Origin of the sequence: Enterococcus sp. AZ196 (genome assembly GCF_050498845.1) — a bacterium.
GTDB lineage: Bacteria > Bacillota > Bacilli > Lactobacillales > Enterococcaceae > Enterococcus_A > Enterococcus_A murrayae.
This window is the reverse complement of the sequence record NZ_JBIPAM010000001.1, coordinates 294,171-320,264: the sequence shown is the minus strand read 5'-3', so window position 1 is coordinate 320,264 and position 26,094 is coordinate 294,171. Positions and strand designations below refer to the sequence as shown.

Sequence of the window (26,094 nt, the reverse complement as noted above, 5' to 3'; positions counted from 1 at the left end):
TCTATGGAATTTTTACTTTCCCAAATTGATTTGTTTTCTGATCCCAAGCATAGTTCTGAATTGTTGTATCTGGTTCTAGATAAACCGTTAGCCAATAGACCTCTTTTCCAGTACAATTTAGGTGAATATTTTGGGAGCTATCAAGCTTTGAGATATTTTGTTCATTTTCTACTTCAGTTAAGACAAACCCAAGATATTTATAGTATTGGGGTGTGATCCAATCGACCTTGATTCCCTTGAAGCCTTTTTGTAACGAAAGTAAATACTCATTATAAGAAACAATTTTATTAATATCGCCACTATTGACCACAACGTTTTTAGTCGAAAACTTCTGATCGTAATTCGGCAACTTTACATTATTTAAAGATAAGAAACCACTGCTTGGTCTCTTGATTGACGAAGTAGAATTTTGAATCACTTGTCGTGCATGTAATATGATTGATGTATAAGATTTGTAAAGAACATTTACCGTAATATCATCAACAGCTTCAGCAGCTTTAAAAGTTACCTCATTATTGTCACCAATTTCTGTCATGTTACTCACATTGATTGGAAAAGTTGTTACTGGTACGCCGTTAGTCATCTTGTACTCGATGGGCAGATATTCAATATCATCTATCAATAGCTCTGGAACCATTCGTCTATACGTAACCTTTTTTAAAACCTCCTCTGTTTCCATAGTAAAAGAGTTAAGTTTTTCTCCTTCACTATCGACACCTAAATAATGAACTTTAGCGAAAGCTTGCGCATTTTTCTCATAGTGGAAAGAATGAAGATACTTTTCGCTTACCGCTAACTCACCCTCATCAGCTTCAAGGTTATCGTTATTAGCAGCAGCTACGCCGTTAAGTGTATAAGTCTTTTCTGATGATTGTGGCGTGTAAAATTGCCATGCTTCTTTAAACAGAGGTAGCCACTCCTCCTCTACCCATTCTTCGATCCAGCTATCAATCCATGCTTTCACTTTGCTCTCAATTGCTTGCAACCAAGTCATTCCAGAAGCTTCAAAATCACTTTTTGTTTTTGTAAGAACGGCCGCCCGCTGTTGTTCGACTTGATTATCTTTGACTTCTTCTGAATCAAATAAGCTATTCCATTGCTCATCACTCAGCTTGGCTACTTTTGCTTTATCATAGCCAAAAGTTGGCGGTTTAGTTTTTGTACCAATAACTTTTCCATTCTTATCTAAAGGAAACCCAACCAATTTTTCAATCCCATCATTTGTCACCTTAGACACATTTTTGCTCGTGGGTTTGTATAGAATATTACTTGTATCCGCATGGTCAATTCCGTTATGTTCAATAGTCATTTCAGTATAATAATTGTCAAATATTTTACGACTTACTACGGCTGGTTCTGCGCCATAGTAATTGGTTTTGACTAAAACCCAAATAATACAATTGTCCGTTACTTCGATACTTTCATCTTCCAATTTGACTTCTGGTTGATCTACTCCTTGCTTGATTCCCTTCCAGCTATTTTTTTCGGCTAAATCAAGTGCAGTATATCCTAAAGAAGCAGCCTGATTATATGCTGTATTGAATTCTTCCTCTGAAGGACTGCTGATTTCTATATTGGGATCATCTGTATCATAAGGCATGATTAAATACTTCGTTTCCTTTAATTCAGGCTCCACAGTCAAATTTAACTGCGCACTATGATAGGCGCTGCCCAATCCAATCTCAATTTTTACCTTCTCTTTTACTTGTTGTGATTTGTAATGTTTTTCTCTTGGCGCTTCAATCTCAATATTTCCAGGGATTACCCTTGGCGAACCGCGCATAAACATGATTTCATAGTTGTAATAATCATACAAGCCAAATCGATCCGCAGCTCCAGTCGCAGTAATCGGAAGGTCATAGGATTTATCATAATCCCATCCCCAAGCTATGTTCCCAGAACCATTATAAGACTGTTTATAAATATTTCCTGTGGAATCCAAAATTGTCACTGACGATTCAAAAAAACTCATTTCAACAGTATAGGGAAACTCTGCATTCTGAGTCCCCGTAAAATCATTCGGCTCTCCGCCTGTAGCGATCTCAATCCAACTTTTTTCATCTTCTTGAACTTCTGGAACACTCGTCGTTTCAGTGACATGTTGTGGCAGATTAGTAGTTGAACGATTGTCCACGAACCACTCTCCGCTATACTCACTACTTGCAACGTAGTAATTGCCGCTATATCGAACAGGACTATTATTTGTTCGTCGAATTACATAAACTAGTTTCCTATCTTGATTATCTATAAAGCAAACATTTCTGTGCGCCGCTCTCATTTGTGCTCTTGACGGATTTGTACTGGTAATATTTCCCATCTCTCCAACAGTTTTGTAATATTTTTTATCGTATATTGTTGGATGCTTTGCGTCTCCATCGGCAACATTCGACCACATACCTGTATCACGATAATTGTCGATCGTTGCAGTCAAACGGTCAATTTGTGAAAATGGGATATCATGGAACACCGGTGCCTTCAGTGCTTTAGAGCTGGGGTATGCGTAGAATTCTGTATCGCCATCTCCCAGCGTTTTGGGAAGCTGTGTGGCCTTTTCCAGATATTTGTCCAGTTTTCCTTTTAATGGATCTCTAAAATCATATGGATATGCTGTTGGTGTCGTTCCATATAGTGGACCGTCCGTCAGAAAGTTATAGTACAAATTTCCTCCCCAGACCCATGTACGTCCATTTTGATCAATGAAATAGCCGTTATAATCATTGGCGTAAATTTTTTGTATTACAGGAGAATATGAAGCCGATGAAGTATCTATTTCCAATAATCTGGGCGTGGAAAAATCTCTAGGCCCGTTCATTCCTTTTCCATACAGCTTACCAAACTCATAGATTTTATTATCATTTGTCTGAACCATCGAATGATAAAATCTTGCATCAATATCTAGAATTTCTTTGTCATCAAAAAAAGTTACTTTGGTAGGTCGATTTCGTGTCGTTGTATTTCCTAGGCCTAGTTGTCCTTCAGCATTCAGTCCCCATACATAAAGATTACCTTCATTTGTCAGAACCATCACGTGTTGATACCCTACGGCAATTTTTTTTATTCCTTCAGACTGACTTAAATTGGTAAGATCGTCAATCTCTTTTGGTGTTGTATTCGTTTCTCCCAACCATGGAATAAGCGTTCTAGAGCCATATCCCCATGCATAGACTTTGCCGGATTCTGTTACTGCATATACAGCAGTCAAATGCGCTTGCCCAGTAGCAACAAACGAAACTTTCTCAGGTAAATTCACTTTTTGGGGAATCCATTGGTTTGTGGTAGAACCTATGCCCACTTTTCCATTCCTACCATCACCCCACGCATAAAGTTCTCCATCGGTAGTGATTGCATATTGGTTTACATATCCAGCTGTAATACTATCCAGTTTAATATTGTTATCAATGAAAAAGTTGACACGTCTCATTCCACCTAAATAGTCGGTCTCCGGTAAGCCTAATCCTTGAACTCCATAATGATTGTATCCCCAAGTCCAAAGAGCCCCATGACTATCAATTGCCGAACCTCCCAATTGAAAATTTGCAGTCGATACAAATTTAACTGCTGACTGCTGAGAGACATTTCTTGCGGGAGCATCAGAAGCGGCAAGATCATAAGAAAACGGCTGCTGTTTGATCAATGGAATGATTTCGTTTTCGTCATCACTTTCTGAGCTTTTTTCATCGAATGAATGACTTGATTCTATTGTTTTTTCATTAACTGTTTCCGAACTTTTTTTCTCAGATGTTGCGGCTGATTTTTCAACTGAAGAACTTGCAGAACTGCTAGCCTCCTTAGCTTTTCTACTAATTATTTCGGAGTTCTCTTCTGTTGAAGTGGTTGCAATTGTTGAATCAATGGGACTCCTTTCAGCTAAAGAAGTTGATTCTGCATAAATGCCAGAATTCCCCTCAATAGAAAGACTAACTATATAGAGTCAAGTGAAAAATAGCTAAATAAAAAAAATATTTTATAACAATTAAGTCTAAAAATGAGTGCAACAAATAGACCTTCCACTATTAGATTTTTTTTGATTGTTCAATAGCTAATCGGAAACAATCTTATAAGGTTCATTTTTAGTCAAAATAGCATGGATTACATAACAAAGCTTACGAGAAACAGCACCTAAGGCCGTCAGATGATGCTTACCTTCAGAAATTTTTTTCTGATAAAACGCGCGAAAAACAGGATCACATTGAGAAGCAACCAGAGCAGCTGAAAACAGGGCTTTTCGTAAGTAAGGAGATCCACGCTTGCTCATAACATTATGTGTTGCTTCATATTGCCCCGATTGGGACACAGAAGCGTCTATGCCAGCATAAGCAACCAGTTTTTTCGGATTAGAAAATTTGTGAATGTCTCCAATTTCACCAAGAATAGTCGCGCCATTTATGGGACCGATTCCAGGGATTGTGAGAATAACGGAGTCTAAATCGCTCATTATGCGCTTAATTTCTTTTTCAGTCTCCTTTACTTGGCTTTCGATGAATTTCAATTGTTCAATCATGGAGCGTAATTGAAATGTAAAAGCTTCTTGAGCAAATTTTACTCCAAAGGAGTTAGAAGCTGCTTGCTTCAATTGATCTGCTTTCTCTGGCTTTATTCGGTTTCTGCTTAACTCAGCTAAATATTGAGCCAACGTTTCTGCCGAAATTTCTTCTAGCTCTACAGGAGAACTAAACTCAAGCAATAACTCTTTAGACGCTTTTCCGAAAATACTTTGTTTGGTAAAAATTGATGTATATTCAGGAAACACTTGATCTAGTATAGTTATGATTTTTCGTTTGAAGTCGCTTACGGTACCTACTAAATAGGTTCGGTAACGTGAAAGTTGTTTTAACGAAAAAACATTTTCATCAGACAATACTGTTTCTACAAAGGAACCATAACGCATTAAGTCTGCAATCAAAACAGAATCAATAATATCATTTTTTCGTTTTCTGATTTCTGTTCCTTTGCGCCAGCCATCGGTTTGAAGAGGATTCACAACGTGAATCAAAAAGTCTGATTCGTGGAGGTATGAAAAGATAGAGAGCCAATAATGCCCTGTAGCCTCCATTCCGACAACAAAGTCAGCCGGAGTCTCTGAATATTTTGAAATCCGCTCAATCAGTGAGTCAGCTCCTTCAGTAGTGTTAGGGAAAGAAAAACCTTTTAATATTACCTTACCTTCTTTACTCATTAAAGAAGCTACGTGGGTTCGCTTGCCGATATCAATTCCTAAGAAGTACATGCATTTGACCTTTCTAAAAAAATATTTTGGATTGAAATCCACTCAACTGAAAAGCGTCACTACCTTGTACGAGATACGGAGTAAAGCAAAAACTTTCAACATCTAACTCATACGTGATCCACTTATCAGAGAGAGGTGCCAGTCTTTCGATTACGAGCTTCAAAAACTCAAGGAGTAAACGGCATAGCCTCTCAATCCAATAAATATATTATCTCAAAATGAATGAGTTAATACCAAATTTAAATAACGATGGTTCATAGGGTTATCCAATCAAAACCGGAAGGTTAAAACCCTAACTCTAATATACAAGGAGTAAAACGGCTAATAATAAGAACTTCACTATTCTTTTGTTCAATGAATTACTCCCTCCTATTCCTCACGTTTTTCTGCTAATATTTCATCGACTGTTCTTAGCGGCTCTGCGGTCTGTGGATCATCACTGCCCCACCAAGAAAGACGATAATCAAACTTCTTCGTATGGATTGCTTCTGTTTTTGCAACGATATCAAAACTCACATCTTTATAATTTTCTTTTTGATCATCAGGAATGACGAGTTTCACTTTTTCGAATAAGTTAGTAGATGTTTCGCCTGGGGCAAGCTTATCCAGATAATAATAATATCCGTCTTTCCCATCCTTCCATTTAGTTGTATCTAGACCAATCAATTGCACTTGATTATCTAGCTGGACTTCGAAAGGCTCTCCATCTCTTATAGCTGCTGGAAAAACCATCAAACGTACAAATGCATCCAAGCTTTCTGTATTTTTCGCCGCAACAACTTTATTGATCTCCGTATCAGTAGAAACTTCATCCAACTGTACGAAATCATCCACTAAAGCGACATTGAACAATGGATTTCCCGATTTGAAATGATTTTGTACAGAGTCATTCGTTATAAACCAAGCGAATGTTGAAAGTGAAAGAAGACTAACAGTAAAAACAATAAGCGTTCTTCTTGTTAGTGTCCTCCTCTTTGAAATCTTTGATCGAAGCCTACGAAAAATATTCTGAAGCTGATCCTTCAAAACAGCATCACCTCGTTTCAATAAAATGAACTGGTGCCTTCAACAAAACTTGAAGCGCACCAGCTTCATTTGTGTGCTCAAGTCATATGCACTGCGACAATGTTAAATATTTTTTGATCGATTTCTTTTAACCGCTATCAAACAAACGATAGCAACGAAGATAAGTCCTATCCAAATGAACCTACTCTTTAAAATTTCTCCAGCACGGGGAAACAATCCTTTACCACCTGACTCAAAGGATTGCTTATTTCCAGCACTTTTGGGTGGGACAGATTCTTTTTGATCTTTTCCTTTTTCTGAACTGATCGCTATAAACTGCCATTCAACCTCGGCTTCGCTTGGTCCAGAATAATATAATTGATTCCATTTTTTTACGTCATTCACCACTAAATCAATGACTGCCGCCTTTTCCGATCTTGCAGCAATAGATCCAAAGGAAACTTCTTTGCTTCCATCATTATTCGTACCTAAGTTTCCTTGGTAGACTTCTTGATCCTCAAAAAGAATCTGCATAGATATGTTTTCAATCAAATCAATTTTTCCCGTTTTTGATTTTGGTCTAATAACTAATTTCAGGTCATACGCTTCGTCTCGGAGATTCTTAATGATCAATTTTCGCTTAACCATATCTCCTGGCTTTAAATCGTCTAAGTTAAAGAAGTAGCCGCCATCTTTTGAGATATTTATTCCATCTTCATCACCAACTAAAAATCCATCTGGTAAATTTTTTGCAGCAGCTGAGACGTTTTGAAAAGAGATCATAGACAAGATCATGACCAATAGTAAGAAAATTATTTTGCTTAGTCGTTTCACCGCCTCACTCCCATTCAATACAGCTTATTAAATGACCATTTTTGCAAAATGAACTTGCACTTGCTGTTTTTTTATAACGTCGCCTTAATCGCATTAGCAATATTAGTTGGAATTCCTGGGAATCCGCCACCATCGATAGCTTCTTCCGTTGCCTGTAGTGCTTCAATTCTTACGTCTAACGAGTAATCCATCAATTGATACGTATTGTCAGCACTGCCATCCAATGTAACAGATGTTAAAATCAATGGAGACGTTTGACCAGGAGCCAATGTACCAATGTAGTAGAACCAACCACCGTTAGCATCATAAGCCCATTTTCCAGTAGTAACTGTTCCACTGTCCACATCACCAGAATACCCCAATAAAATTTTCGTATCCAAAGCTGACTTAGTAATATCTGCTGGATGTGGAGCGACTGCCCAATCTTTATCACTTGATATGCCAAGTTTATAGTAGAGATATTTCACATTTGAAACGGTCACTGTTTTTGTCTGTAAATCATAAGAAAAATCTCCATCCATTTTGTACAGTGTGCCGCTTACATCACGATATAAAGCAAATTCATACTTATTAGTGAACACTTGCTTTCCGACGATTGTTACATCTGCAGGGAGCCCAGAAACTGTTAGCCCTAAATTTGCAGGATCATCATAGCCATTATTGGAAAAATCAATTGATGGTACTGGAACCAAATCAGTATCATTCTGCTCTGTATCAAAAGCATATTGCTTTAATTTGTTTCCGTCTGCTTCCATTTTTTGCAATGCTTCTTTAAATGACAAACGTACAACGACATCAGTATCACTATTACTAAGGACACCAACTTCCTTCTTCACTTCTTCTCCTGGTGTCCAACCATCTGGCTCTTCGAAGTCCTCGACGATTTTAACTGAGCCATCCGGTAACGCCCCTGTCTTGAATTTGTTGGTCACATTATCTGTAGATGTAAACCAGGCAAAGGTCCCAATCAATACCAAGACAATCACCATAATAAGTGATAACCCTACTGCTTTTTTCTTTCTCGAATTCATAAGAATCCCCCTTAAAATTTATTTTGCTATCAAAAAGTGATGCACACTTTTTGTCAAGCCTTGCTAAAAAAATACTTTGAGATGAGACTAAATAGTAGAATGACGGCAATCGCAATTCCTATAGACAAATAAGGACTGCCTTGTATAATCGCTAGGAGCGTTCCAATAAAAGGGATAGCGAAATTAACGATTCCAATTATTTGCTGAGCAGATATTTCTGGATCATCCATATTGTTTGCATCCCCTCTTGTTACAAGCGTCTTTTTCTCCTTGTTCATACTGACAACTCGGTGCGTCAGATAGATTGAACCATCCTCTATTCCGCTTGGCACGAAGGTGACTACATCGTCTACTTCAACTTTAGAAGGAGTTATGATTTTAACAATCAGTAAATCTCCTTTTTCAAAGGTCTCACCTTCGAACCTTTTTTTAATTGATTTATCTGTCTTCATGGAGTTGGTTTTAACTGTGTAAAAGCGATAGCCAAAAATCGACTTATCGGTTTTATCATCAAATCTAAACCATGCTGCGGATGCAACTATCAGCAGCAAAAGTACCCAGAAAAGACTGTTTAGAATCCAAAGTATTCTTTTCCTCATTTCAAAACATCCTCATTTTTATTTTCGATTTTTTATTTTTCGATATTTACTGTCAGCGATCTTCACCAGCATTTCTTGCAGAAGTTCATTGTCTCTCGCACAATACCCTTCACTCATATGAATAACGGGTATCCGTCTTGATAGAAAAGACTTAAAATTGCTAGACAAAGCCATGTCTGTAACAATCAAATCTATCTCTTCACAAAAGCATTTTTCTATTTCAATATTGAAATAATTTCCTATCATTTGCAGCTTCGTGCTTACTAACATTTCAGGTGTTCGATTACTGATGACATAAATTCGAATTTTTGGATGAAATAGCTGCCGATTCAGTTCGAAGAAAAGAATTTTATAATAGGCCACGCATAAGTACTCGATATATTCAGCTGCTTCTGAACTCAAATTAACACTAGAATTACTCATGAAGACTTGATAAAAAGTTCTCTCTCGCTCTTTATTACTAGGAAACTCAAATGGATGATGAACATAGAGATCAATGATTCTTTGCTGTAAAGTCTTCTTATAAATAGCTATTTGATAAAAGACACCGACTAACCGAGCAAACGTCGTTTCCCGTTCTTCATCAGTCATTTTCCTTAGTCCATATTTTTCAATTGTTTCCAATTTCGCATCTACTCTTCGTAAAAAATTTAACTCCTTCAACTTTGAAGACTCTGTAAAAAAAGCCGGCAACCTTCCATCATCATGGCCGATACTCATTGCAATGATTCCGCTGATAATGAAATCAGCCTCCACCTTTAACCAGTCAGCGTTAATCATTGCTCCTTTTTTCCTTAACATGAGAGTAAAAGCGTCATAAGCTTGCTTTTCTTCAATAGTGTATGGTTTCCAATAGTACTCATTGTCAGGCACCGATCTTCTTTTTGCCCGTAATAAGGAGATAGCTAATCCATAATGTATAGTTAAAAATCTTGGACAAAATTTCCGATAAATCAGCCCTTCCAGCACACTCAAAATTTCTACTACTTCATGTGTACTGATAAATAAAAATGGCCACTTGTATGCGCCGTATACTTGTTGAAATACGCCTGTATACATGCAGCGAATAGTAATCTCCTCTCCCAAAAGAATAGGCTTACGATCATTTTTCAATGTAAGTGTATTCGCATGTGAATAAATCACCTTTTTTAAATAAGAAAGTTCTTTTTTTACCACTGCATAGGAGATATTTAATTTTTTGATGATTTCAGAAAGTGTCCATTCCTTAGGCTCTATGAAAAGAGAAAATAGTTGAAAACGATAGGATTGTTCTAAATAATGAAGGCGAAAAACTGTTGCTGAAAAATTCTTCTTTACGTACCACATAACTTTGTTCTGTTCAAAGAGATCGATCAGTTCAACGTATTCTTCGTAGTTGAGTTCTTGGATGTCCAGCTTAATATCCGACACAATTTTTTTCACTGTGGGATATGAAACATTTAAGAGTTTTACCAGCTCCATTAATTCAATTGACTGATTTTGATTCAAGTGAAGATGATTGAGTATTAAATACCGTCTTAAGTAGCGAGTGTCCATTAAATCCAGAATCACTATGCTCACTCCTTCCAGACCAAAACCATTATTTTCCTTTCAACTGATTTATATCTTCATAATACAGAATAGAGAGACTATAATTTTTACATGTTTTTCTTAATATTAGGAAAATAAATGAACTTCGGTCTATTTCTAATTTATTTTTAACTCAAAAAATTCATTTTACCTTTTATATCAATAAGAGGATTATTCATTGTATAAAGGGACAAAAAAGTCCAGACCACTAACGACAGTGTCTGGACGAAAAAACTAGGTTTAAGTCAATTGATTTATCCTTATCAAAAAGCAAATAGGCTATTTTGAGTTAAATTTTTTTGATTACCTTCTAAATTTAGTATATAAGAATATTTAGCCTTGATTTGTTCTTCATTTCATAGAATCCACTAAAAAATGAACATTTATTATTTAAAACTATAAATCGCAAACATTTATTTATAAATAACATTTTAATAACTTTGTTGAATGACCATTCAATTTAAGTCGATATAAAACTGAATTATTTCCGACTATTTCTCTATTAAAGAAAAATCATCTATGGTATTCTTCAAATAAATAACGTTTTATAGGAGGTATAAATGAACTTTCTCGTTAATAAACTAGATAGAAATAAAATTTTTTTCATTCAAACAATCTTTGATTCAGAGCACCATATTTGTACCTTAGATGAGTTACTACAGGTAGTGGATATTAATCACCAAACAGCGAATTCACTTTTTCATTCTATTTTAGACGATATTCGATTATCAGATTTTTCCGATCGGATCCATTTGAACTATTCTCCAACAAATCAAATATTTGAACTGCAGATTTCTCAATCTTTTAATATTCAGACGATCCTAAACTTCTATATTTTAAGATCATCAAAGTTCCAACTTCTGAATTCATTATTGATGACAAAGTTTGAAACACTTCAAGATGTTGCAGATAGTCTCCATGTATCTTATACACAAGTACGTAGAATTATCATCGAACTTAATGACTCACTAAAAAAAGTTGGATTAGAGATATATTCGAGACGTAATGTTTACATTGCTGGAAATGAAATCAACCTTAGATTTTTCTATACAGTCTTATACGTCTCCATCTATGGCATTGGCTATTGGCCGTTCTCTTCTTTTAGCTTTTTAGATATCTCTTTACTTTTAGATGAATGCCCCAATGAGGTTTTTAAATCAATATCCTTAGACAAAAATGTTTTGACTCATTACTACTTGGCAGTTCATCTCTTAAGAGAACGGCAAGGTTTCGAGATTGATCTGCATGAAATCAGAGTTCCTTTGTACGAAGCATGTTGTGGATCGAATCAAGCAGCTTTTGAGTCCTTTTCTACAGCAATTGGTAAGTATTTACCTCAAAAGTCTGAGGCAAAGAGGATTGAAAATACACAACTGATTTGCAGCAGCCTAGTAGCACTTGGAGGCTATTCCTCTGTCGAGACGATTCCTGACTTTTTTCTTTTGAACCAAACACTTAATGAACAGAAGTTTTCTCACAAGGCCTTCTATATTATTGATCGAGTCAATTATCACCTGTCTGTTCCATTAACTTATGAAGAGCGAGAAAAAATTTTATATTCTGTCTTATGTCTGCACTATCGGATTGCTTTTATCGGCGATGCTTTGAACTATCTCGAAACTCTTCTTCCCTATTATTCTCATGAAACCAATGATCTCCGAAAGAAGCATAAAATCCAACACATTCAATATCTGGTTGAATCAGAGATGAAGACAGCTGAATTTGATTGGTCTAGAGATTACCATAAATATCTCTTACCTCAATACTGTCTGATCTATGATAAACATCTTGAGTTCGAGAAGCATACGGCTCCGATTACAGTTGCATTTATCTCACTTATTTCAAATCAGAATTTGCAGAATACTATTTGCCAATACTTTTCTTCCTATTTCAACTTAAAGGTAGCGAACAAACTTGATCAGCGTGTAGATATTATTATTAGTGAAGTCCCTATTTCAGCAGATGCCGTTTCTAATTTACGTTTACATCAGCCGATCATCCATTGTCATCAGAAAATCGTTTCCTCCGATTATGACAAAATAGCTACGGCACTCGCACAAATCGCTAAAAAGAAATTCAAATATCCCCAAATTTAGCAAAAAAATCTCCGCGTCTCAAAAAAACAAATAGTTTTTTTGAGACGCGGAGAATCTATAGATTTTTTTTAACCAAAATAACTCTAACTGCTTGCCTTCCTTCTACTAACTCACCCTTTGTCGGTTTAATGCTTTCGATAGTACAGGAACCACTAAAATCGATAATCCGCCGCCAATCAAAGCCGTGATCAATTGTGGAAAAGAAAAAGCACCTGAAACCATCGCTGCCTTTGGCGCAGGCATTTTCAACAAAATCGGAACAACAAATTGAACAACTGACAAATAGAGTACACCGAACTTAATCACGGCGCCAACAATTGTTGCCATGACGAAATTCATAATATTCTGCTTCTTGTTGAAGCCAGCTAACAAATGCCAAATAATCACTAAGGCGGCGTTCCCTATCGCAATACAAAATACTATTTGCGGAAAGGCTGGGCCGATACCGAACATAAAAGCAAAAATCGGAGAGAGCAATGCGATTGTTAGGCCGCTTGCTAAGCCGCCTGTAGTTACGGCAACAATCAAGATCAAATTAACCAAAGATCCTGTTACTAAGGTATTTCCCAGACCTGATGTTACTGCTTGGACAACGATCAATAATGCCAATAATACACCCGTTTGAGTAATCCATAATGCTTTTCGATCCATACCTTCGAGAAAAACTAATTGTGTAAAAAATCACAAGTAGTCGTCTCTTCACTTCCCTTCTAATATCGATTTATTGCCTGTAATATGAAGATGAGTAAATCAAAGATAATTAGCCTTTTTCTTAATATATTTATTGTAACAGATTTAAGGTTTGGATAGAAAACCATTTTAAAACGTCTTTTATTATTATTTTGCATATAGTATTGTTTTCAATGTTCAAAAACATTTACAGCACTTGAAAGAACCTCTGTACTTCATAAAAAAATTTCCATAGCTAACCAGCGATATTTTTGCTACGATTTTATTAATAAAATTTTTAAGGAGATAATGGTATGAATTTATTGGATTTCGAATGGACACGTTTACCAGAAAGCTATCAGCTATCAAAAAATAGCTTGGAGGTTATTACTAAAACCCCACACAGATCTTTGGCAAAATACTTATTATCATTTCCAAAATGACAATGCCCCGGTTTTTCAAATGGAGACAGATGAACAGTATTTCAGCTTTATAGTAAAAACAGAATTTACCGAAAGTCACCATCGATTTGATCAATGCGGCATCGTAATGTATTTAGATAGCGAAAATTGGTTGAAGGGTTCGATTGAATATGAGAATGAAAACTTTCAGCATTTAGGCAGTGTCGTGACAAATCACGGTTACTCAGACTGGGCGACAACTGAAATTGACGCGTCTATCAAATCCATGTGGTATCGACTTAGCAGACGTGAAGATGATTACTGCATCGAGTGTTCACTCGATGGCAAAAAGTTCCAGCAAATGAGGATTTGCCACATGTTGAATGGAGATGCTAAAGTTCAATTTGGTGTCTACGCTTGCTCCCCCGAAGCCTCTTCTTTTAAGGCCGTCTTTACTGATATGCAACTGACAGATTGTCAATGGCCTGCTCATGACGGTCAGCAACCGGATATGTAAATAAGAATGATAACCAAAATGACCTTTCAGATAATGCATCTAGCAACTTACGTTAAAAATTGAAATAGAGTCTATCTGACAAGAATTTTATCTTTACAGATAGTTATTCCTCTGTTAAAATGTTCAGGTGAGTGTAAAACTCATCTATTATACGATATTCCGCTGGGACAGCTGTCTTAAGAATATTTGGAATAAGGAGAATGATAAAGATGAATCCATTGATTCAAGAACTAACTCAAGAACAATTACGTACTGACATCCCAGCATTCCGCCCTGGGGACACTGTTCGTGTTCACGCGAAAGTTGTCGAAGGAACTCGTGAACGTATCCAGTTATTCGAAGGTGTTGTAATCAAACGCCGTGGAGCTGGCATCAGCGAAACTTATACTGTACGTAAAATCTCTAATGGTGTTGGTGTGGAACGTACTTTCCCACTTCACACTCCACGTGTTGCAAAAATCGAAGTTGTTCGTTACGGTAAAGTGCGTCGTGCAAAACTTTACTATCTACGTGCATTACACGGAAAAGCAGCTCGTATCAAAGAAATTCGTCGTTAATTCTAAAGATGTCTTTCGAACCCTTGAGAAATCAAGGGTTTTTTTTTGTAAAATTAAGAGAACTAAAATATAGTCTAACTAAGTAAATCAAATGTTGAGCGACTAGTAAGAAACTCTGTCTTAGAATTATTGGCAAAAGGCTTTTTCTCTGAATAACTAATACACACCAATTATCTTCTCTACTCCGTATCCCCATGGCTGAACGACTTTTCTTACTTGGTCAAACTGCTTCTGCAGTAAAGTCATTACAATCCTGGCAAACTGAATTTAACAGTATGCATACAAAAAAGCCCTTAAAACCAAGGGCTTCTAAAAAAATTATTGTTCTTCTTGTTTGATCTCTTTTAAGAATTTTTCCATTTCTGGTGTTAATTTTATATTATCCAGCATATCTGGTCGGCGTAAATACGTACGACGCAAAGATTCTTTCAATTGCCATTCCTCAATCAAACGATGATTTCCGTTCATCAAAACTTCCGGAACACTCATGCCTTCAAATTCTGCTGGACGTGTGTATTGCGGATGTTCTAACAAACCGGTCGAATGGGAATCTGTTTTTGCTGAAGTTTGGTTGCCTAAGACATCCGGCAATAAGCGTACTGTTGCATCGATCATGACCATTGCGCCAAGCTCACCACCAGTTAACACATAATCTCCTAAGGACACTTCATCAGTCACTAAGGAGCGAATCCGCTCATCGTACCCTTCGTAATGCCCACAAATGAACACTAGCTGCTCTTCTTGCGAAAATTCCTCCGCCATTTTTTGGTTGAAAGGTTTTCCAGCTGGATCGAGCAGAATCACACGCTTCTTCTGAATATCGATTTCTGCTTCGATTGCTTTCAAATTATCATAAATCGGTTGGACTTTTAGTAGCATGCCTGCACCGCCGCCATATGGATAATCATCTACTTGTTTATGTTTGTTGTCCGAATATTCACGGAAATCATGAACGTTAATCTCCAGGATATCCTTCTCAACGGCTTTTCCGATGATTGACTCACCTAATGGCCCTTCAATCATATTAGGAAAAATTGTTAATACATCAATCCGCATCGTCCAACAACCCTTCCGGAATTTCCACGTGAACAACGCCCTCAGTCAAGTCGATCGCCTTCACTACAGATTCAATGTAAGGTATTAACGCGTCTTTTTTCCCTTTACGCTTCACGACCCAAACATCATTAGCTCCAGGAGATAGAATTTCAGTGATCTTGCCGATTTCCTTCTCTTCCTCATTAACAACCGTTAAACCGATGATTTCATGGTAATAATATTCATGCTCATCTAACTCACCTAATTGCTTTTCAGAAATCTTTAGAATACCATCGCGAAAAGGTTCGACTAAATTAATATTTTCATAGCCTTCAAAACTCAACAAATCAAAGTTTTTATGTCTGCGATAACTCGCAATCGTCAAAGGAAGAACATCTTGTTTATCCCGGAACAAGAAAAGTTCTTCTCCGACTCGATAGCGTTCTTCCGTAAAATCAGTAGTAGAAATCACGCGTACTTCACCACGAATCCCGTGAGTATTGACGATCTTTCCAACTTTATAGTAATTAGTCACGAATTTTCCTCTTTCTATTTCTTCTATTTTGCCATTGAAACAGCCATTTTTAAGCTGCTCATCGAATCATCATTCATAATGGTATAGACGATTTTGTTTTCTTGCCAAACTACGCTATTTGATTGAAGATCACCTGTCGCTACACGTAAAGAAATTTGTCCTGCGTCTCTAGGTGCTGGTAAGAAAGCTGTTTCCAGATACTCAACAGCTTGTTTTGCTAATGGAATAGGATCTTCTTGTTCAAGATTGTTAGCCTGTACAGCTAAACTCCAATTGCCTTCTTTCCACATGATGAAGCTAGAGCCAGCCCCAGCACTGCGGTAACCAGTAATACTGTGTCCTAGATCAACTTGCTGACCATTTGGATCATAAGTTTGTCCGACTTTATTTTGAGCTGTTTCCTTTGAGTCAAACACTTGGCGTTGAAATTGAGCCACTGGCGTTTGATTAGTTAGCACTGGATCATTATAAGGTGTATCTTCATTCACAACATAATAATTGACCTTCAATACCCCTTGCTCCTCAGAAGCAGTGATACCAATTTGCTTCCCTCCGCTGATAGTTGCAGGATCAGGAAACTTGTCATTTGGATAGTTGGCTTTCAATTCATCCATTGCTGACATAGCATGGTTGCCGTGAGTCGAATCTGTCTTTGTGGAACTCGCTTGTGTCTTCGAATCTGAAGTATCTGAATTCGACTTGGTTGAGCTTTTATCTGAAGCAGACACGCTTGTTTTCGAGTCGGTTTTCTCAGTAGCTGCTGCGGTCGACTTCGTGGTGTTATCTTTTGAATCATTATTTCCCGTATTGCAGGCCGTCAAAACAAACAATGCACTAAACAGTAACAAATATTTTTTCATGATGAAACACCTCCAACCATAGTTTACCGTATTTTTAACGAAAAAACACTCGAATCAAACTGACTCGAGTGCTTTACTTTATTTACCATCCACGATGTTAAGACGAACTTTTTTCGGTCCATTTGTCCGAACACTATAAACGATCGTACGGATCGCCTTTGCCACTCGGCCTTGTTTTCCGATAATTCTACCGATATCTTCAGGTGCAACAGTTAAGTTGTACTCTAAGAAATCGTTAGACTCTTCGATCTCTAATTTCACTTCTTCAGGTTTTGTCACCAAAGGGTGGACAATGGTCAACACAAGGTTAGTTAAATCTTGCATAATTGATCACCTTATTTCTTAGCGAATTTAGCGTCGTGGTGTTTTTGCATGATGCCTTCTTTAGAAAGAATGTTACGAACTGTATCAGAAGGTTGTGCACCTTTTTGTAACCAGTTTAAAACATCTTCTTCTTTTAATACGACTTCTGCAGGGTCTTTCAAAGGATTGTAAGTACCCACAGTTTCGATAAAACGTCCATCACGAGGAGAACGAGAATCAGCAACAACGATACGGTAGAAAGGTTTCTTTTTAGAACCCATACGTTTCAAGCGAATTTTAACTGCCATTGTATAACTACACCTCCATATAATTAATCACAAGATGTAGTCTAACACGCTTTGAGTTAGCTGTAAAGAGTTTTTTCTTTACAGCTTGATTTTTCTTCGTAAGCATATCTTTTGCACCTTTTACTTATTTTTTGTAAGATTAATACATCGAATAACAAACGTAATGTTATTTCAGATTAGGAGGAATTATTATGACAAAGACAATTGGTATCTTAGTGGGAAGCTTAAGAAAAGACTCTTACAACAAAATCGTTGCAAAAAAATTTGCAGAATTATTACCTGAAGGATTCGAAGCAAAATTTATCGAAATCGGAGATCTTCCATTTTACAATGAAGACCTTGAAGTTGAGGGCTCCGTTCCTGAAGCTTGGTCTCGTTTTCGTAAGGACGTTAGCGAAGTCGACGGCTTGTTCTTCGTAACGCCTGAGTATAATCGTTCTGTTCCAGCTGCATTGAAAAATGCATTAGACGTTGGTTCTCGTCCTATGGGAAGCAGTGTTTGGGGTGGAAAACCAGGTTTAGTAGTAACCGTATCACCTGGCGGCCCTGGTGGCTTTGGTGCAAACCATGCTTTGCGTCAATCATTAGTATTCTTAGACGTTCCAACTTTACAACAACCTGAAGCTTATATTGGCGGCATCATGAACTTAGTCGACAATGATGGACACATTGCCGACGGTACAGTGGACTTCTTTAAGATGATTACTGATAAATACGTTGAATTCTTCAACAAATTAGTGAAATAGTCTAATAAGCTTTGAATTAACTGATTCAAAAGTCTTTTGAAAAATACTTAACAAAACGAGAGCAAACGATCATATAGCTATTGATTTCGATAGTAAATGTTCGTTTGCCTTTTTTATTTGATAAGAAATTGGTGGTTCTAACGAATGTTTCTTGTTGGATCAGCCCCTCTTTTAAGAAAAAAACTGTGATATACTTGTTAATAAACTATCTGGGAGGGATTATTTGTCCATTACTATTAGACTTGAAGAAGAACAAGATTATCGCCAAGTTGAGGAAATTACAAGAGAGGCTTTCTGGAATTTATATGTGCCTGGTGCTGAAGAACATTACCTCGCACACACTCTCCGCAAACACCCTGATTTTATTCCAGAATTAACATTCGTCATCGAATTGGATGGAAAAATCATCGGTAGTATCTTTTACAGTAAAGCAATGATTATCGATTACAATGGAACTGAATATCCTATTATTTCCTTTGGTCCCGTTAGCATTCACCCCAAGTATCATCGACAAGGCTATGGACGAATGTTGATCCAGCATTCTATTGCTGAGGCGAAACGTCTAGACTATGAAGCAATCGTGATTAGCGGTTTTACTTATCACTATCATCCTTATGGATTTGTCGGTACCAAAAAATACAATATTTCTATGCCTGATGGGAAATTTTATACAGGAATTATGGCTTTGCCATTGAAGGCTGGAGCTCTTGATAAGATTCATGGTAAAATCTATTTTTCTGAAGGAATGTACCCGAATCTTGAAGGTTTAGAAGATTTTGATCAAACTTTTCCGAATAAGAAAAAACAGTTACTACCCTGCCAAGCAAAATTTGAAGCCGCAGCTAGCGAAATAGATATTAATGAGTATTAAAAAAAGCCAGAAATCTGGCTTTTTTATTTTTTTAAATGCAACTGAGCAAACTGCCCAAACTGTTCTGTTTCTAACAGCTGTAATTTTTGTTGATTGGTTTGAGGTAAAAATAAAGGAACACCCTCTCCTAATAAAATTGGTACAATTTGTATCCACCATTCTTCAATCAGCCCTGCTTCAATCACTGGCTTCAAAAGGGCTCCTCCGCCGACTACCCAAACAGTTTTATTTGCAGGAAGCTCTTTAATAAACTCAACTGGATCTTTCGCGACAACATGAAGGTTCTCATCAACCTCTATACCCGAACGGCTGAATACATAGTTTTCTTTTTCTGGATAAATGTCTTCAAGCTCTGCATCCCGCTTAACGGCTTCATAGGTTCGTCTGCCCATCATCGTATAATCAATCATTTGATAAAACTCATCATAAGGAACAAGTTCTCCACCTTCTTGACGATATAACCATTCTAATCGATCCTCTTTATCCGCCAAATAACCATCTAAGCTGATTGCTCCATAAAAAACGGCTCTTGCCACTGAGTCCACCTCTTTCCTTTATTGCTTAATTTTATCAACTGTAGAAAAGTATTCAAGAAGATTGCTTAAAGTAAAAATCAATACGTTTTCACTTCTTCGTGACGAAAGCACGCCATTTCATGATCGTTAACGATTCCAACAGCTTGTAAAAAAGCATAGATCGTTGTACTACCAACAAACTTAAACCCACGTTTCTTTAAATCTTTAGCAATTTTGTCTGATAGTTCAGTTTTAGCAGGCACCTCTGAAATGGCGCCTATTTTATTATCAATGACTTGATGATTGGTGAAGCCCCATAAATAATCAGAAAAACTTAACCCCGCTGCCTGCATCTCTAGAATTTTCTGTGCATTGATGATTGCAGCTTCGATTTTGCGACGATTGCGAATGATTCCAGCATCCAGCATTAACTCTTCTATTTTTGCTTCATCAAAACTGGCAACCTTCTCAATCTCAAATTGTTCATACGCCTGATCAAAATTATCCATCTTATTCAAAATAGTTTGCCAACTTAATCCTGCTTGATTCATATCTAAAACTAGCTTTCTAAACAGGCGTTGATCATCATATTCCGGAACACCCCACACCGTATCATGATAGACTTGCATATTCTCATTACTCCCTGACCATTGACAACGATACATCTTCATCACTCCTAATCTCAGTTTCAAAAAACGAACATACGCTCCCCTCCAGTATATCAGAAATCGAAAAAAAGTCATTGCTTAAACTAAGTGTACTATGTATACTAGTACACACGAACAACCTAATAAGGTGGTGACGATATGGTTCGAATCGATAAAAATAGTAGTCGAGCTTACTACGAGCAGCTAGTATTAGGAATCAAAGAGGATATTTTACATGGGATTCTGCAGCCGGGAGACAAAATCCCATCAGTCAGAGAGATGGCCAAGCAGTTATTGATGAACCCAAATACCATAAGTAAGGCCTATAAAGTACTTGAAGCAGAGAAAGTTTTAGTCACTGTCAAAGGGAAAGGTACCTTTGTTCGTGCAATTGAGGAATTACCTCGAGACGAAATTCGTGTTCAAGAACTGAAAAATACGCTAAATGAATTAGTTATTGAAGCACATCATTTACAAGTCACGCAAGAAGAATTACTGCAATGGATACAAGAGGCAGAAAAAAAATTAGGAGGTCAGTCATCTTGATTGTCAAAAATTTAGCAAAAACAATCGATCAGCTCTCTGTCCTAAAAGATATTGAGTTCACATTAAATGATAATGAAATTGTTGGTCTTGTTGGTCGAAACGGTTCGGGGAAAACTACCTTATTCCGAATACTTGCTGGGCACTATTTGCCTGATGAGGGCGATATTCTAATTGATCAAGAATCGGTGTTTGAACATCCAGCTGTTAAACAAGAAATCTTTTTTATTGATGAAAAAGAAAATTTTTTACGGACATATTCTATTCAAAAAATCGGCAAATTTTATCAATTAGCTTATCCAAAGTTTGATCAAGCACTGTTTGTTGAATTAGTGAAAAAGCATAATTTTTCATTAATTCAAAATTATCGACAATTATCAAAGGGAGAACAAGCTCTATTTCAAATCATTCTAGCAATCTGTTCGAATGCACAATATTTATTATTGGATGAGCCTTTCGATGGATTAGATGTCATTATTAAAAAGGAAGTGATCGGTTTACTAATGGAACATCTTGTCGAATATTCAAGAACCGCTATGATCGCCTCACATAATTTAGCCGAATTAGAGAGTTTGGTAGATCGTGTCCTGCTTTTAAAAAATCAAGCAATCATCAAAGATTATCGTTTAGAAGAAATGCGTGAAAAGGCCAAAAAACTTCAGCTTGTATTCAAAACAAAAAAGGTTCCAGCTATAGTAAAAGAAAATTCTAAAATGCTCGATTTTCAAGGGCGTGTCGTTACTGTCGTTTTTGAGAACTTTTCAGAAGAACTTGAAACGGCAATTAAAGGATTTGAACCGCTTGTTTATGAAGAACTACCTTTAACCTTGGAAGATATTTTCGAGGCAAATTTGAAGTCATCCAGAAAGGGGCATTTGAAATGATCCGATCAATTTATTTAGAACGCTATAAGAAAGTTTTGATTGCTGCATGTATTCTAATAATTGGATCATGCCTCTTCAATGTTATAATCCAAAATAATCAGTGGGAAAATGCTTATAGTGATCCGAATGATAAGGAATTCTATGAAGTGCACAAAGAAAGTCTGACCTCATGGGATAACGAAAAAATGAAAGAAATGCCATTTACTTCTTATAGGGATTATCGTCAAAGAAAACTTACATTTTATGGTATTGGCTCACCTGGTTCTTTCTATACACAGGAAGGAGTCACTTTTGAAATACTTTCAAAAGCATCCAACTATTCAAACAAGTTTCCTTATGCTTCAAATTTCTCTTATAGGTCTGAAGCATTTCTATTATTCTTTATTCCCTTAACTGGTTTTTTGCTCTTTTTTATTGATCAAAAAACTGGATTCAATCAATTTTTATTCTCATTAGGAATTTCAAGAAAAGATTTGTTTAAGAAAAAAATTTTATATATCGCGTTACCACTTCTGATTTCGCTCCTAGTTGGACAATCACTTTATGCCATTTTGATTCATACAATAATTCCTGCGCCATATATGAATGCAACTCTAGGACAACTAATAACTTCCGTCGTTAGCAACTTTTGTTTGCTATTCTTCATGTTTTCCAGCAGCGCCTTTATTGGAGCAATGGTTGGAAATACTGTTTTCGGTCCTTTAACTTGGGCAGTATATTGGTGGATGATGCTTTCTTTTCCAAATAGTGCTTACAGTATGGGAAATATCATCTATGCAGCAAAACAAATCTCGCATAAACAATTCTCTGAAACTTTGTTTGTTTACTCAGTAGGGAAAATGGGGGGACATTGGTGGATGAATGTACTATTTATTTTACTCAGTTCACTGCTTATATTTTGGATATTCAAAAAATATCAGACCATCTCGCTGGAAAACGATAATGCCTATCTACTGCACAAAGAATCCCGTTGGCCGATTTGGGGGATAATGACAATTTTTACCTCATTTATTCTTAATACTAGTTTCTTTGATCCTTGGCTTTACTTTTTTAGCAAGAAGAATTATGAACAGGTTGACGTGTCTATCAGCGATCCTATCCTGACAAACGTTGTTATCACTTTAATAGTCGGTTGTGTCTGTGCAATCTTAATCTTTTCCCGAAAATTTTTCAAAGTTCTTTCGGGTGCATTCAATAAACTAAACCAAAAATTGGGGTAATTCTTTGATGATCCTAGATATTCTATTCAGACTTTATCTTATCGCTTGTATCTTTTTACCTTGTTTGATCTATCAAGCCTTCGTATTAAAAAGAAAAGAAGAAACCATTTTTATTTCTTCGATGGTTTGGCGCTGGATCTTTTTATTCTATCTTTATTTAGTTATAAATGTTACTGGTGTTGGAACCCTTGAAGATATTCTCAGCTACCCAGATTTGATTCGCCCTGAAGAAATTAATCTTTCCCCCTTCCAAACTGGTGTTGGGATGCTGAATGTTCTTAATATTATCATGTTCACTCCATTAGGATTTTTATTGCCGTTGATCTGGAAGCAGTGTCGCAGGTTAGGCTTTGTAGTGTTGCTAGGCTGTGAATTTTCATTGATGATTGAGTTTCTTCAGCTTTTTAATCGGCGAGCAACTGATATTGATGATTTGCTTATGAATACGCTTGGTGCGTTTATTGGTTTTTTCCTTTGGAAGCTCAGTAAGAAAATCATTCACAGAGCTCCTAAAGAAATTCAAGTTTTTCCTAGACAAGAACCACAAATCTATCTATTTTTAAGTCTCACTGGTGTTTTCTTCCTTTATCACTGGCGATACTTCCTACGGCTAGTATCTTAATAAGGAGCCCTTTTTTTAAAGAGAGCAATCATCGTTCGTATAATAATGCATTCTACACATATCAGTGATTTAGTATAAAATGACCGATTCATCTCTCGTTTAAACAAACGGCAAAAATGCAACTGACAAAAATAGCGTCCGTCTCAGTTTTTGAGACAGACGCTATTGCTATTCTCTTATTTCCGTTTCTTCTTCTTTTTCTTACTCTTCTTGACCATACGATTCATAGCCATCTTGCCCATTTTCCCTTTGATACCAGAACCAAACATTTGATCCATTCCGGCAGGCATGCTGCCTTTGCTCATTTGCTGCATCATTTTGCGGGATTCTTTAAATTGCTTAATCATACGATTAACTTCAACCACAGAGTTTCCAGAACCTGCCGCAATACGGCGACGACGACTTGGATTTAACAAATCTGGGTTTTCTCGTTCAGCTGGCGTCATTGAAAAAACCATTGCTTTCTTACGCTCGACGTCCTTTGGATCAACCTTGACATTTTCAATACCAGGCATTTGACTCATACCAGGAATCATTTTCAGTAGGTCTTCGATTGGCCCCATGCCCATTACTTGATCCAATTGCTCAATGAAGTCATTGAAGTCAAAGCTGTTTTCCTTCATCTTACGAGCAAGCTCTTCAGCCTTTTTCTCATCATAATCTTGCTGAGCCTTCTCGATCAGAGTCAGCATATCTCCCATACCTAGGATTCGGCTGGACATTCGATCTGGATGGAAAACTTCAAGGTCCGTTAACTTCTCACCTGAACCGATAAATTTGATTGGCGCACCTGTTACAGCACGAATCGATAGCGCCGCACCACCACGAGTATCACCATCTAATTTAGTGATGACTACCCCAGTAATTCCCAGCTGTTCGTTGAAACTTTGTGCAACATTGACAGCATCCTGACCAGTCATCGCGTCAACGACTAAAAGAATTTCATTTGGTTGCGCAATTTCTTTGATTTGTTTTAACTCATCCATCAAAGCTTCATCAATATGCAAGCGACCAGCCGTATCAATCAAGACATAGTCGTTTTTATTTTCGCGGGCTTGTTCCATCCCTTGGCGGACAATCTCTACCGGACTAACATCTGTCCCCATATCAAAGACTGGAACATTCAGTTGTTGACCTAAAACTTTTAATTGATCAATAGCTGCCGGACGATATACGTCACCTGCGATCATTAATGGACGAGCTTTTTCATTTTTGATCAATTGATTCGCAAGCTTCCCAGCAAAGGTTGTCTTACCTGCCCCTTGCAAACCAGCCATCATGATAACCGTTGGGATTTTTGGTGATTTTTCGATACCTACCGCTTCTGATCCTAACGTTTTGGTTAATTCTTCATCAACAATTTTTACAATTTGTTGTGCGGGCGTCAAGCTTTCTAAAACTTCCACACCCAATGCACGCGTACGCACTTCTTTGGTAAACTGCTTCACAACTTGCAAGTTAACATCGGCTTCTAACAATGCCAGACGAATTTCTCGCATCATTTCGGTAATATCTGATTCAGTAACTTTTCCCTTTTTCCGTAACTTCCCCATCGCAGCTTGCAGGCGCTGCGTTAAACTTTCAAATGCCATTGCTTATTTTCCTTTCTATTCATCTAAATCTTGTAAGCCAGTAATTGTTTCGGCTAAAAACTCATCTTTAGGATAATGCTCGGTCACATAAAGTGCCAATTTATCCAACTGCTCTTCTCGCACAATATAATCAGAGAACAGATGCAGCTTACGCTCATAATCTTCCAATATTTTTTCTGTTCTTTTGATATTATCATAAACTGCCTGACGACTCACCTGATATTCCTCGGCAATTTCCCCTAAAGAAAAATCATCAGCATAGTACAGCTCCATATAGTTCATTTGCTTTTCCGTTAACAGCGTTGCATAAAATTCAAACAACGCATTCATACGATTTGTCTTTTCGATTTCCATTACGTCATCCTCATTTCTAGCCAATTTTCCTCAGAATAAACAAGTAGACCTTGCTGAATAAAATAGGCTGTTGCTACCCCTGCTCCTTTAATTCGCATACCTGAGAAGCTGCCATCATAGACCAAGCTGCTGCCGCAGGATGGACTTTTTTCTTTTAGAATCAAGCCTGTGATCTGCAATTTCTGTAATTCTTCGTATGCTTTGATCGCACCTTGTTTAAAAGCTTCAGTTAAATCATTTCCCTCATTATCCAAAACCCGTGCCTGTCCCTGCCACACATCAAAGCCATCGCCGCCTTGTATCTCTGCAGGATGCCGAGGTGTTGGCAAACCACCTAAGACTTCTGGACAAATCATGATTGCTTGACCCGCTTCAACTAACTTTTTCAGCGCCGTGATCTCATTCGATCCGCCATCATAGCGACAAAATACACCGCCTAGACAAGCACTAATTCCCAGCATCATTATTTCTCCCATCAAATTAATAGAAAATAGGTGACAAAACTGCTTTCCCATTATACCATTTATTCAGGTATGGAAATAGTCTTTCACAAA

Annotated in this window: 26 protein-coding genes and 1 pseudogene; 9 read left to right on the top strand and 18 right to left on the bottom strand. The window is 37.1% G+C overall.

The window, feature by feature from the left end; genetic code table 11:
• Position 1: 1 nt before the first annotated feature.
• From IGI67_RS01540 to IGI67_RS01510, 7 genes are all read right to left on the bottom strand, one after another.
• Positions 2–3,634 (bottom strand): RCC1 domain-containing protein, encoded by a 3,633-nt coding sequence (locus IGI67_RS01540; RefSeq protein ID WP_429956527.1) that lies wholly within the window; start codon positions 3,632–3,634, stop codon positions 2–4.
• 405 nt (positions 3,635–4,039) lie between these two features.
• Complete coding sequence (locus IGI67_RS01535) at positions 4,040–5,227, bottom strand: IS110 family transposase (RefSeq protein WP_429956489.1); 1,188 nt, start codon at positions 5,225–5,227, stop codon at positions 4,040–4,042.
• A 369-nt stretch (positions 5,228–5,596) separates the two neighbouring features.
• On the bottom strand, positions 5,597–6,253 hold the full coding sequence (locus IGI67_RS01530) for a hypothetical protein (RefSeq protein ID WP_429956526.1): 657 nt from the start codon (positions 6,251–6,253) through the stop codon (positions 5,597–5,599).
• 102 nt (positions 6,254–6,355) lie between these two features.
• The gene (locus IGI67_RS01525; protein WP_429956525.1) at positions 6,356–7,066 is read right to left on the bottom strand and encodes a hypothetical protein; all 711 of its coding nucleotides are present in this window, start codon (positions 7,064–7,066) and stop codon (positions 6,356–6,358) included.
• A 71-nt stretch (positions 7,067–7,137) separates the two neighbouring features.
• Positions 7,138–8,097, bottom strand: coding sequence for a BsaA family SipW-dependent biofilm matrix protein (locus IGI67_RS01520; protein WP_429956524.1), 960 nt, complete (start codon positions 8,095–8,097; stop codon positions 7,138–7,140).
• A 53-nt stretch (positions 8,098–8,150) separates the two neighbouring features.
• Complete coding sequence (locus IGI67_RS01515; RefSeq protein WP_207110223.1) at positions 8,151–8,696, bottom strand: signal peptidase I; 546 nt, start codon at positions 8,694–8,696, stop codon at positions 8,151–8,153.
• 18 nt (positions 8,697–8,714) lie between these two features.
• Positions 8,715–10,247 (bottom strand): helix-turn-helix domain-containing protein, encoded by a 1,533-nt coding sequence (locus IGI67_RS01510; RefSeq protein WP_429956523.1) that lies wholly within the window; start codon positions 10,245–10,247, stop codon positions 8,715–8,717.
• A 578-nt stretch (positions 10,248–10,825) separates the two neighbouring features.
• Here IGI67_RS01510 and IGI67_RS01505 point away from each other — a divergent pair.
• Positions 10,826–12,361 (top strand): helix-turn-helix domain-containing protein, encoded by a 1,536-nt coding sequence (locus IGI67_RS01505; RefSeq protein WP_207110225.1) that lies wholly within the window; start codon positions 10,826–10,828, stop codon positions 12,359–12,361.
• 105 nt (positions 12,362–12,466) lie between these two features.
• Here the strand turns inward: IGI67_RS01505 and IGI67_RS01500 are convergent, their stop codons facing one another.
• Positions 12,467–13,012, bottom strand: coding sequence for an ECF transporter S component (locus tag IGI67_RS01500; protein ID WP_429956522.1), 546 nt, complete (start codon positions 13,010–13,012; stop codon positions 12,467–12,469).
• 332 nt (positions 13,013–13,344) lie between these two features.
• Here IGI67_RS01500 and IGI67_RS01495 point away from each other — a divergent pair.
• Both IGI67_RS01495 and rplS read left to right on the top strand, forming a co-directional pair.
• Positions 13,345–13,948, top strand: a pseudogene (locus IGI67_RS01495) (DUF1349 domain-containing protein).
• A 209-nt stretch (positions 13,949–14,157) separates the two neighbouring features.
• Entirely contained in the window at positions 14,158–14,505 is a 348-nt protein-coding gene (rplS, locus tag IGI67_RS01490; protein WP_010746105.1) for a 50S ribosomal protein L19, read from the top strand.
• A gap of 318 nt (positions 14,506–14,823) precedes the next feature.
• On the opposite strand, the gene trmD is transcribed toward rplS, so the two are convergent.
• From trmD to rpsP, 5 genes are all read right to left on the bottom strand, one after another.
• Entirely contained in the window at positions 14,824–15,561 is a 738-nt protein-coding gene (trmD, locus tag IGI67_RS01485; RefSeq protein WP_429956521.1) for a tRNA (guanosine(37)-N1)-methyltransferase TrmD, read from the bottom strand.
• Positions 15,551–16,075: a ribosome maturation factor RimM gene (rimM, locus tag IGI67_RS01480; protein ID WP_429956520.1), complete on the bottom strand. Its 525-nt coding sequence runs from the start codon at positions 16,073–16,075 to the stop codon at positions 15,551–15,553. The genes trmD and rimM overlap by 11 nt, the downstream gene beginning before the upstream one ends.
• Positions 16,076–16,098: 23 nt before the next feature.
• Positions 16,099–16,935, bottom strand: a complete 837-nt coding sequence (locus IGI67_RS01475; RefSeq protein WP_429956519.1) for a membrane lipoprotein lipid attachment site-containing protein — start codon at positions 16,933–16,935, stop codon at positions 16,099–16,101.
• A 78-nt stretch (positions 16,936–17,013) separates the two neighbouring features.
• Entirely contained in the window at positions 17,014–17,259 is a 246-nt protein-coding gene (locus tag IGI67_RS01470; RefSeq protein WP_207110231.1) for a KH domain-containing protein, read from the bottom strand.
• A gap of 11 nt (positions 17,260–17,270) precedes the next feature.
• A complete protein-coding gene (gene rpsP / locus IGI67_RS01465; RefSeq protein WP_088932887.1) occupies positions 17,271–17,546 on the bottom strand; it encodes a 30S ribosomal protein S16 in 276 nt (91 codons plus the stop codon).
• A gap of 191 nt (positions 17,547–17,737) precedes the next feature.
• On the opposite strand from rpsP, the gene IGI67_RS01460 reads away from it, so the two are divergent.
• Together IGI67_RS01460 and IGI67_RS01455 are read left to right on the top strand one after the other, a co-directional pair.
• Complete coding sequence (locus tag IGI67_RS01460; RefSeq protein ID WP_429956518.1) at positions 17,738–18,292, top strand: NADPH-dependent FMN reductase; 555 nt, start codon at positions 17,738–17,740, stop codon at positions 18,290–18,292.
• 223 nt (positions 18,293–18,515) lie between these two features.
• Positions 18,516–19,163 carry a GNAT family N-acetyltransferase gene (locus IGI67_RS01455; protein ID WP_429956517.1) on the top strand — a complete coding sequence of 216 codons (648 nt, stop codon included), beginning with the start codon at positions 18,516–18,518 and terminating at the stop codon, positions 19,161–19,163.
• 23 nt (positions 19,164–19,186) lie between these two features.
• Here the strand turns inward: IGI67_RS01455 and IGI67_RS01450 are convergent, their stop codons facing one another.
• Positions 19,187–19,699: a dihydrofolate reductase family protein gene (locus tag IGI67_RS01450; protein ID WP_429956516.1), complete on the bottom strand. Its 513-nt coding sequence runs from the start codon at positions 19,697–19,699 to the stop codon at positions 19,187–19,189.
• A 77-nt stretch (positions 19,700–19,776) separates the two neighbouring features.
• Complete coding sequence (locus tag IGI67_RS01445; protein WP_429956515.1) at positions 19,777–20,343, bottom strand: DNA-3-methyladenine glycosylase I; 567 nt, start codon at positions 20,341–20,343, stop codon at positions 19,777–19,779.
• 141 nt (positions 20,344–20,484) lie between these two features.
• Between IGI67_RS01445 and IGI67_RS01440 the strand changes: the two genes are divergently transcribed.
• Genes IGI67_RS01440 through IGI67_RS01425 form a run of 4 tightly spaced genes read left to right on the top strand, consistent with a single transcriptional unit; the run spans position 20,485 to position 23,594 of the window.
• Entirely contained in the window at positions 20,485–20,871 is a 387-nt protein-coding gene (locus IGI67_RS01440) for a GntR family transcriptional regulator (RefSeq protein ID WP_207110236.1), read from the top strand.
• Positions 20,868–21,752 (top strand): ATP-binding cassette domain-containing protein, encoded by an 885-nt coding sequence (locus tag IGI67_RS01435; protein ID WP_429956514.1) that lies wholly within the window; start codon positions 20,868–20,870, stop codon positions 21,750–21,752. Before IGI67_RS01440 ends, IGI67_RS01435 begins: the two co-directional genes overlap by 4 nt.
• Positions 21,749–22,972, top strand: a complete 1,224-nt coding sequence (locus tag IGI67_RS01430; RefSeq protein ID WP_429956513.1) for an ABC transporter permease — start codon at positions 21,749–21,751, stop codon at positions 22,970–22,972. The genes IGI67_RS01435 and IGI67_RS01430 overlap by 4 nt, the downstream gene beginning before the upstream one ends.
• A gap of 7 nt (positions 22,973–22,979) precedes the next feature.
• Entirely contained in the window at positions 22,980–23,594 is a 615-nt protein-coding gene (locus IGI67_RS01425; RefSeq protein ID WP_429958598.1) for a VanZ family protein, read from the top strand.
• A gap of 176 nt (positions 23,595–23,770) precedes the next feature.
• On the opposite strand, the gene ffh is transcribed toward IGI67_RS01425, so the two are convergent.
• From ffh to IGI67_RS01410, 3 genes are read right to left on the bottom strand one after another with little or no spacing between them, the layout of a single operon-like run.
• Positions 23,771–25,186: a signal recognition particle protein gene (gene ffh / locus IGI67_RS01420; protein ID WP_207110239.1), complete on the bottom strand. Its 1,416-nt coding sequence runs from the start codon at positions 25,184–25,186 to the stop codon at positions 23,771–23,773.
• A 15-nt stretch (positions 25,187–25,201) separates the two neighbouring features.
• The gene (locus IGI67_RS01415; protein ID WP_016180731.1) at positions 25,202–25,540 is read right to left on the bottom strand and encodes a putative DNA-binding protein; all 339 of its coding nucleotides are present in this window, start codon (positions 25,538–25,540) and stop codon (positions 25,202–25,204) included.
• Positions 25,540–26,001, bottom strand: a complete 462-nt coding sequence (locus IGI67_RS01410; RefSeq protein WP_429956512.1) for a DUF523 domain-containing protein — start codon at positions 25,999–26,001, stop codon at positions 25,540–25,542. The genes IGI67_RS01415 and IGI67_RS01410 overlap by 1 nt, the downstream gene beginning before the upstream one ends.
• Between the last annotated feature and the right edge of the window lie 93 nt (positions 26,002–26,094).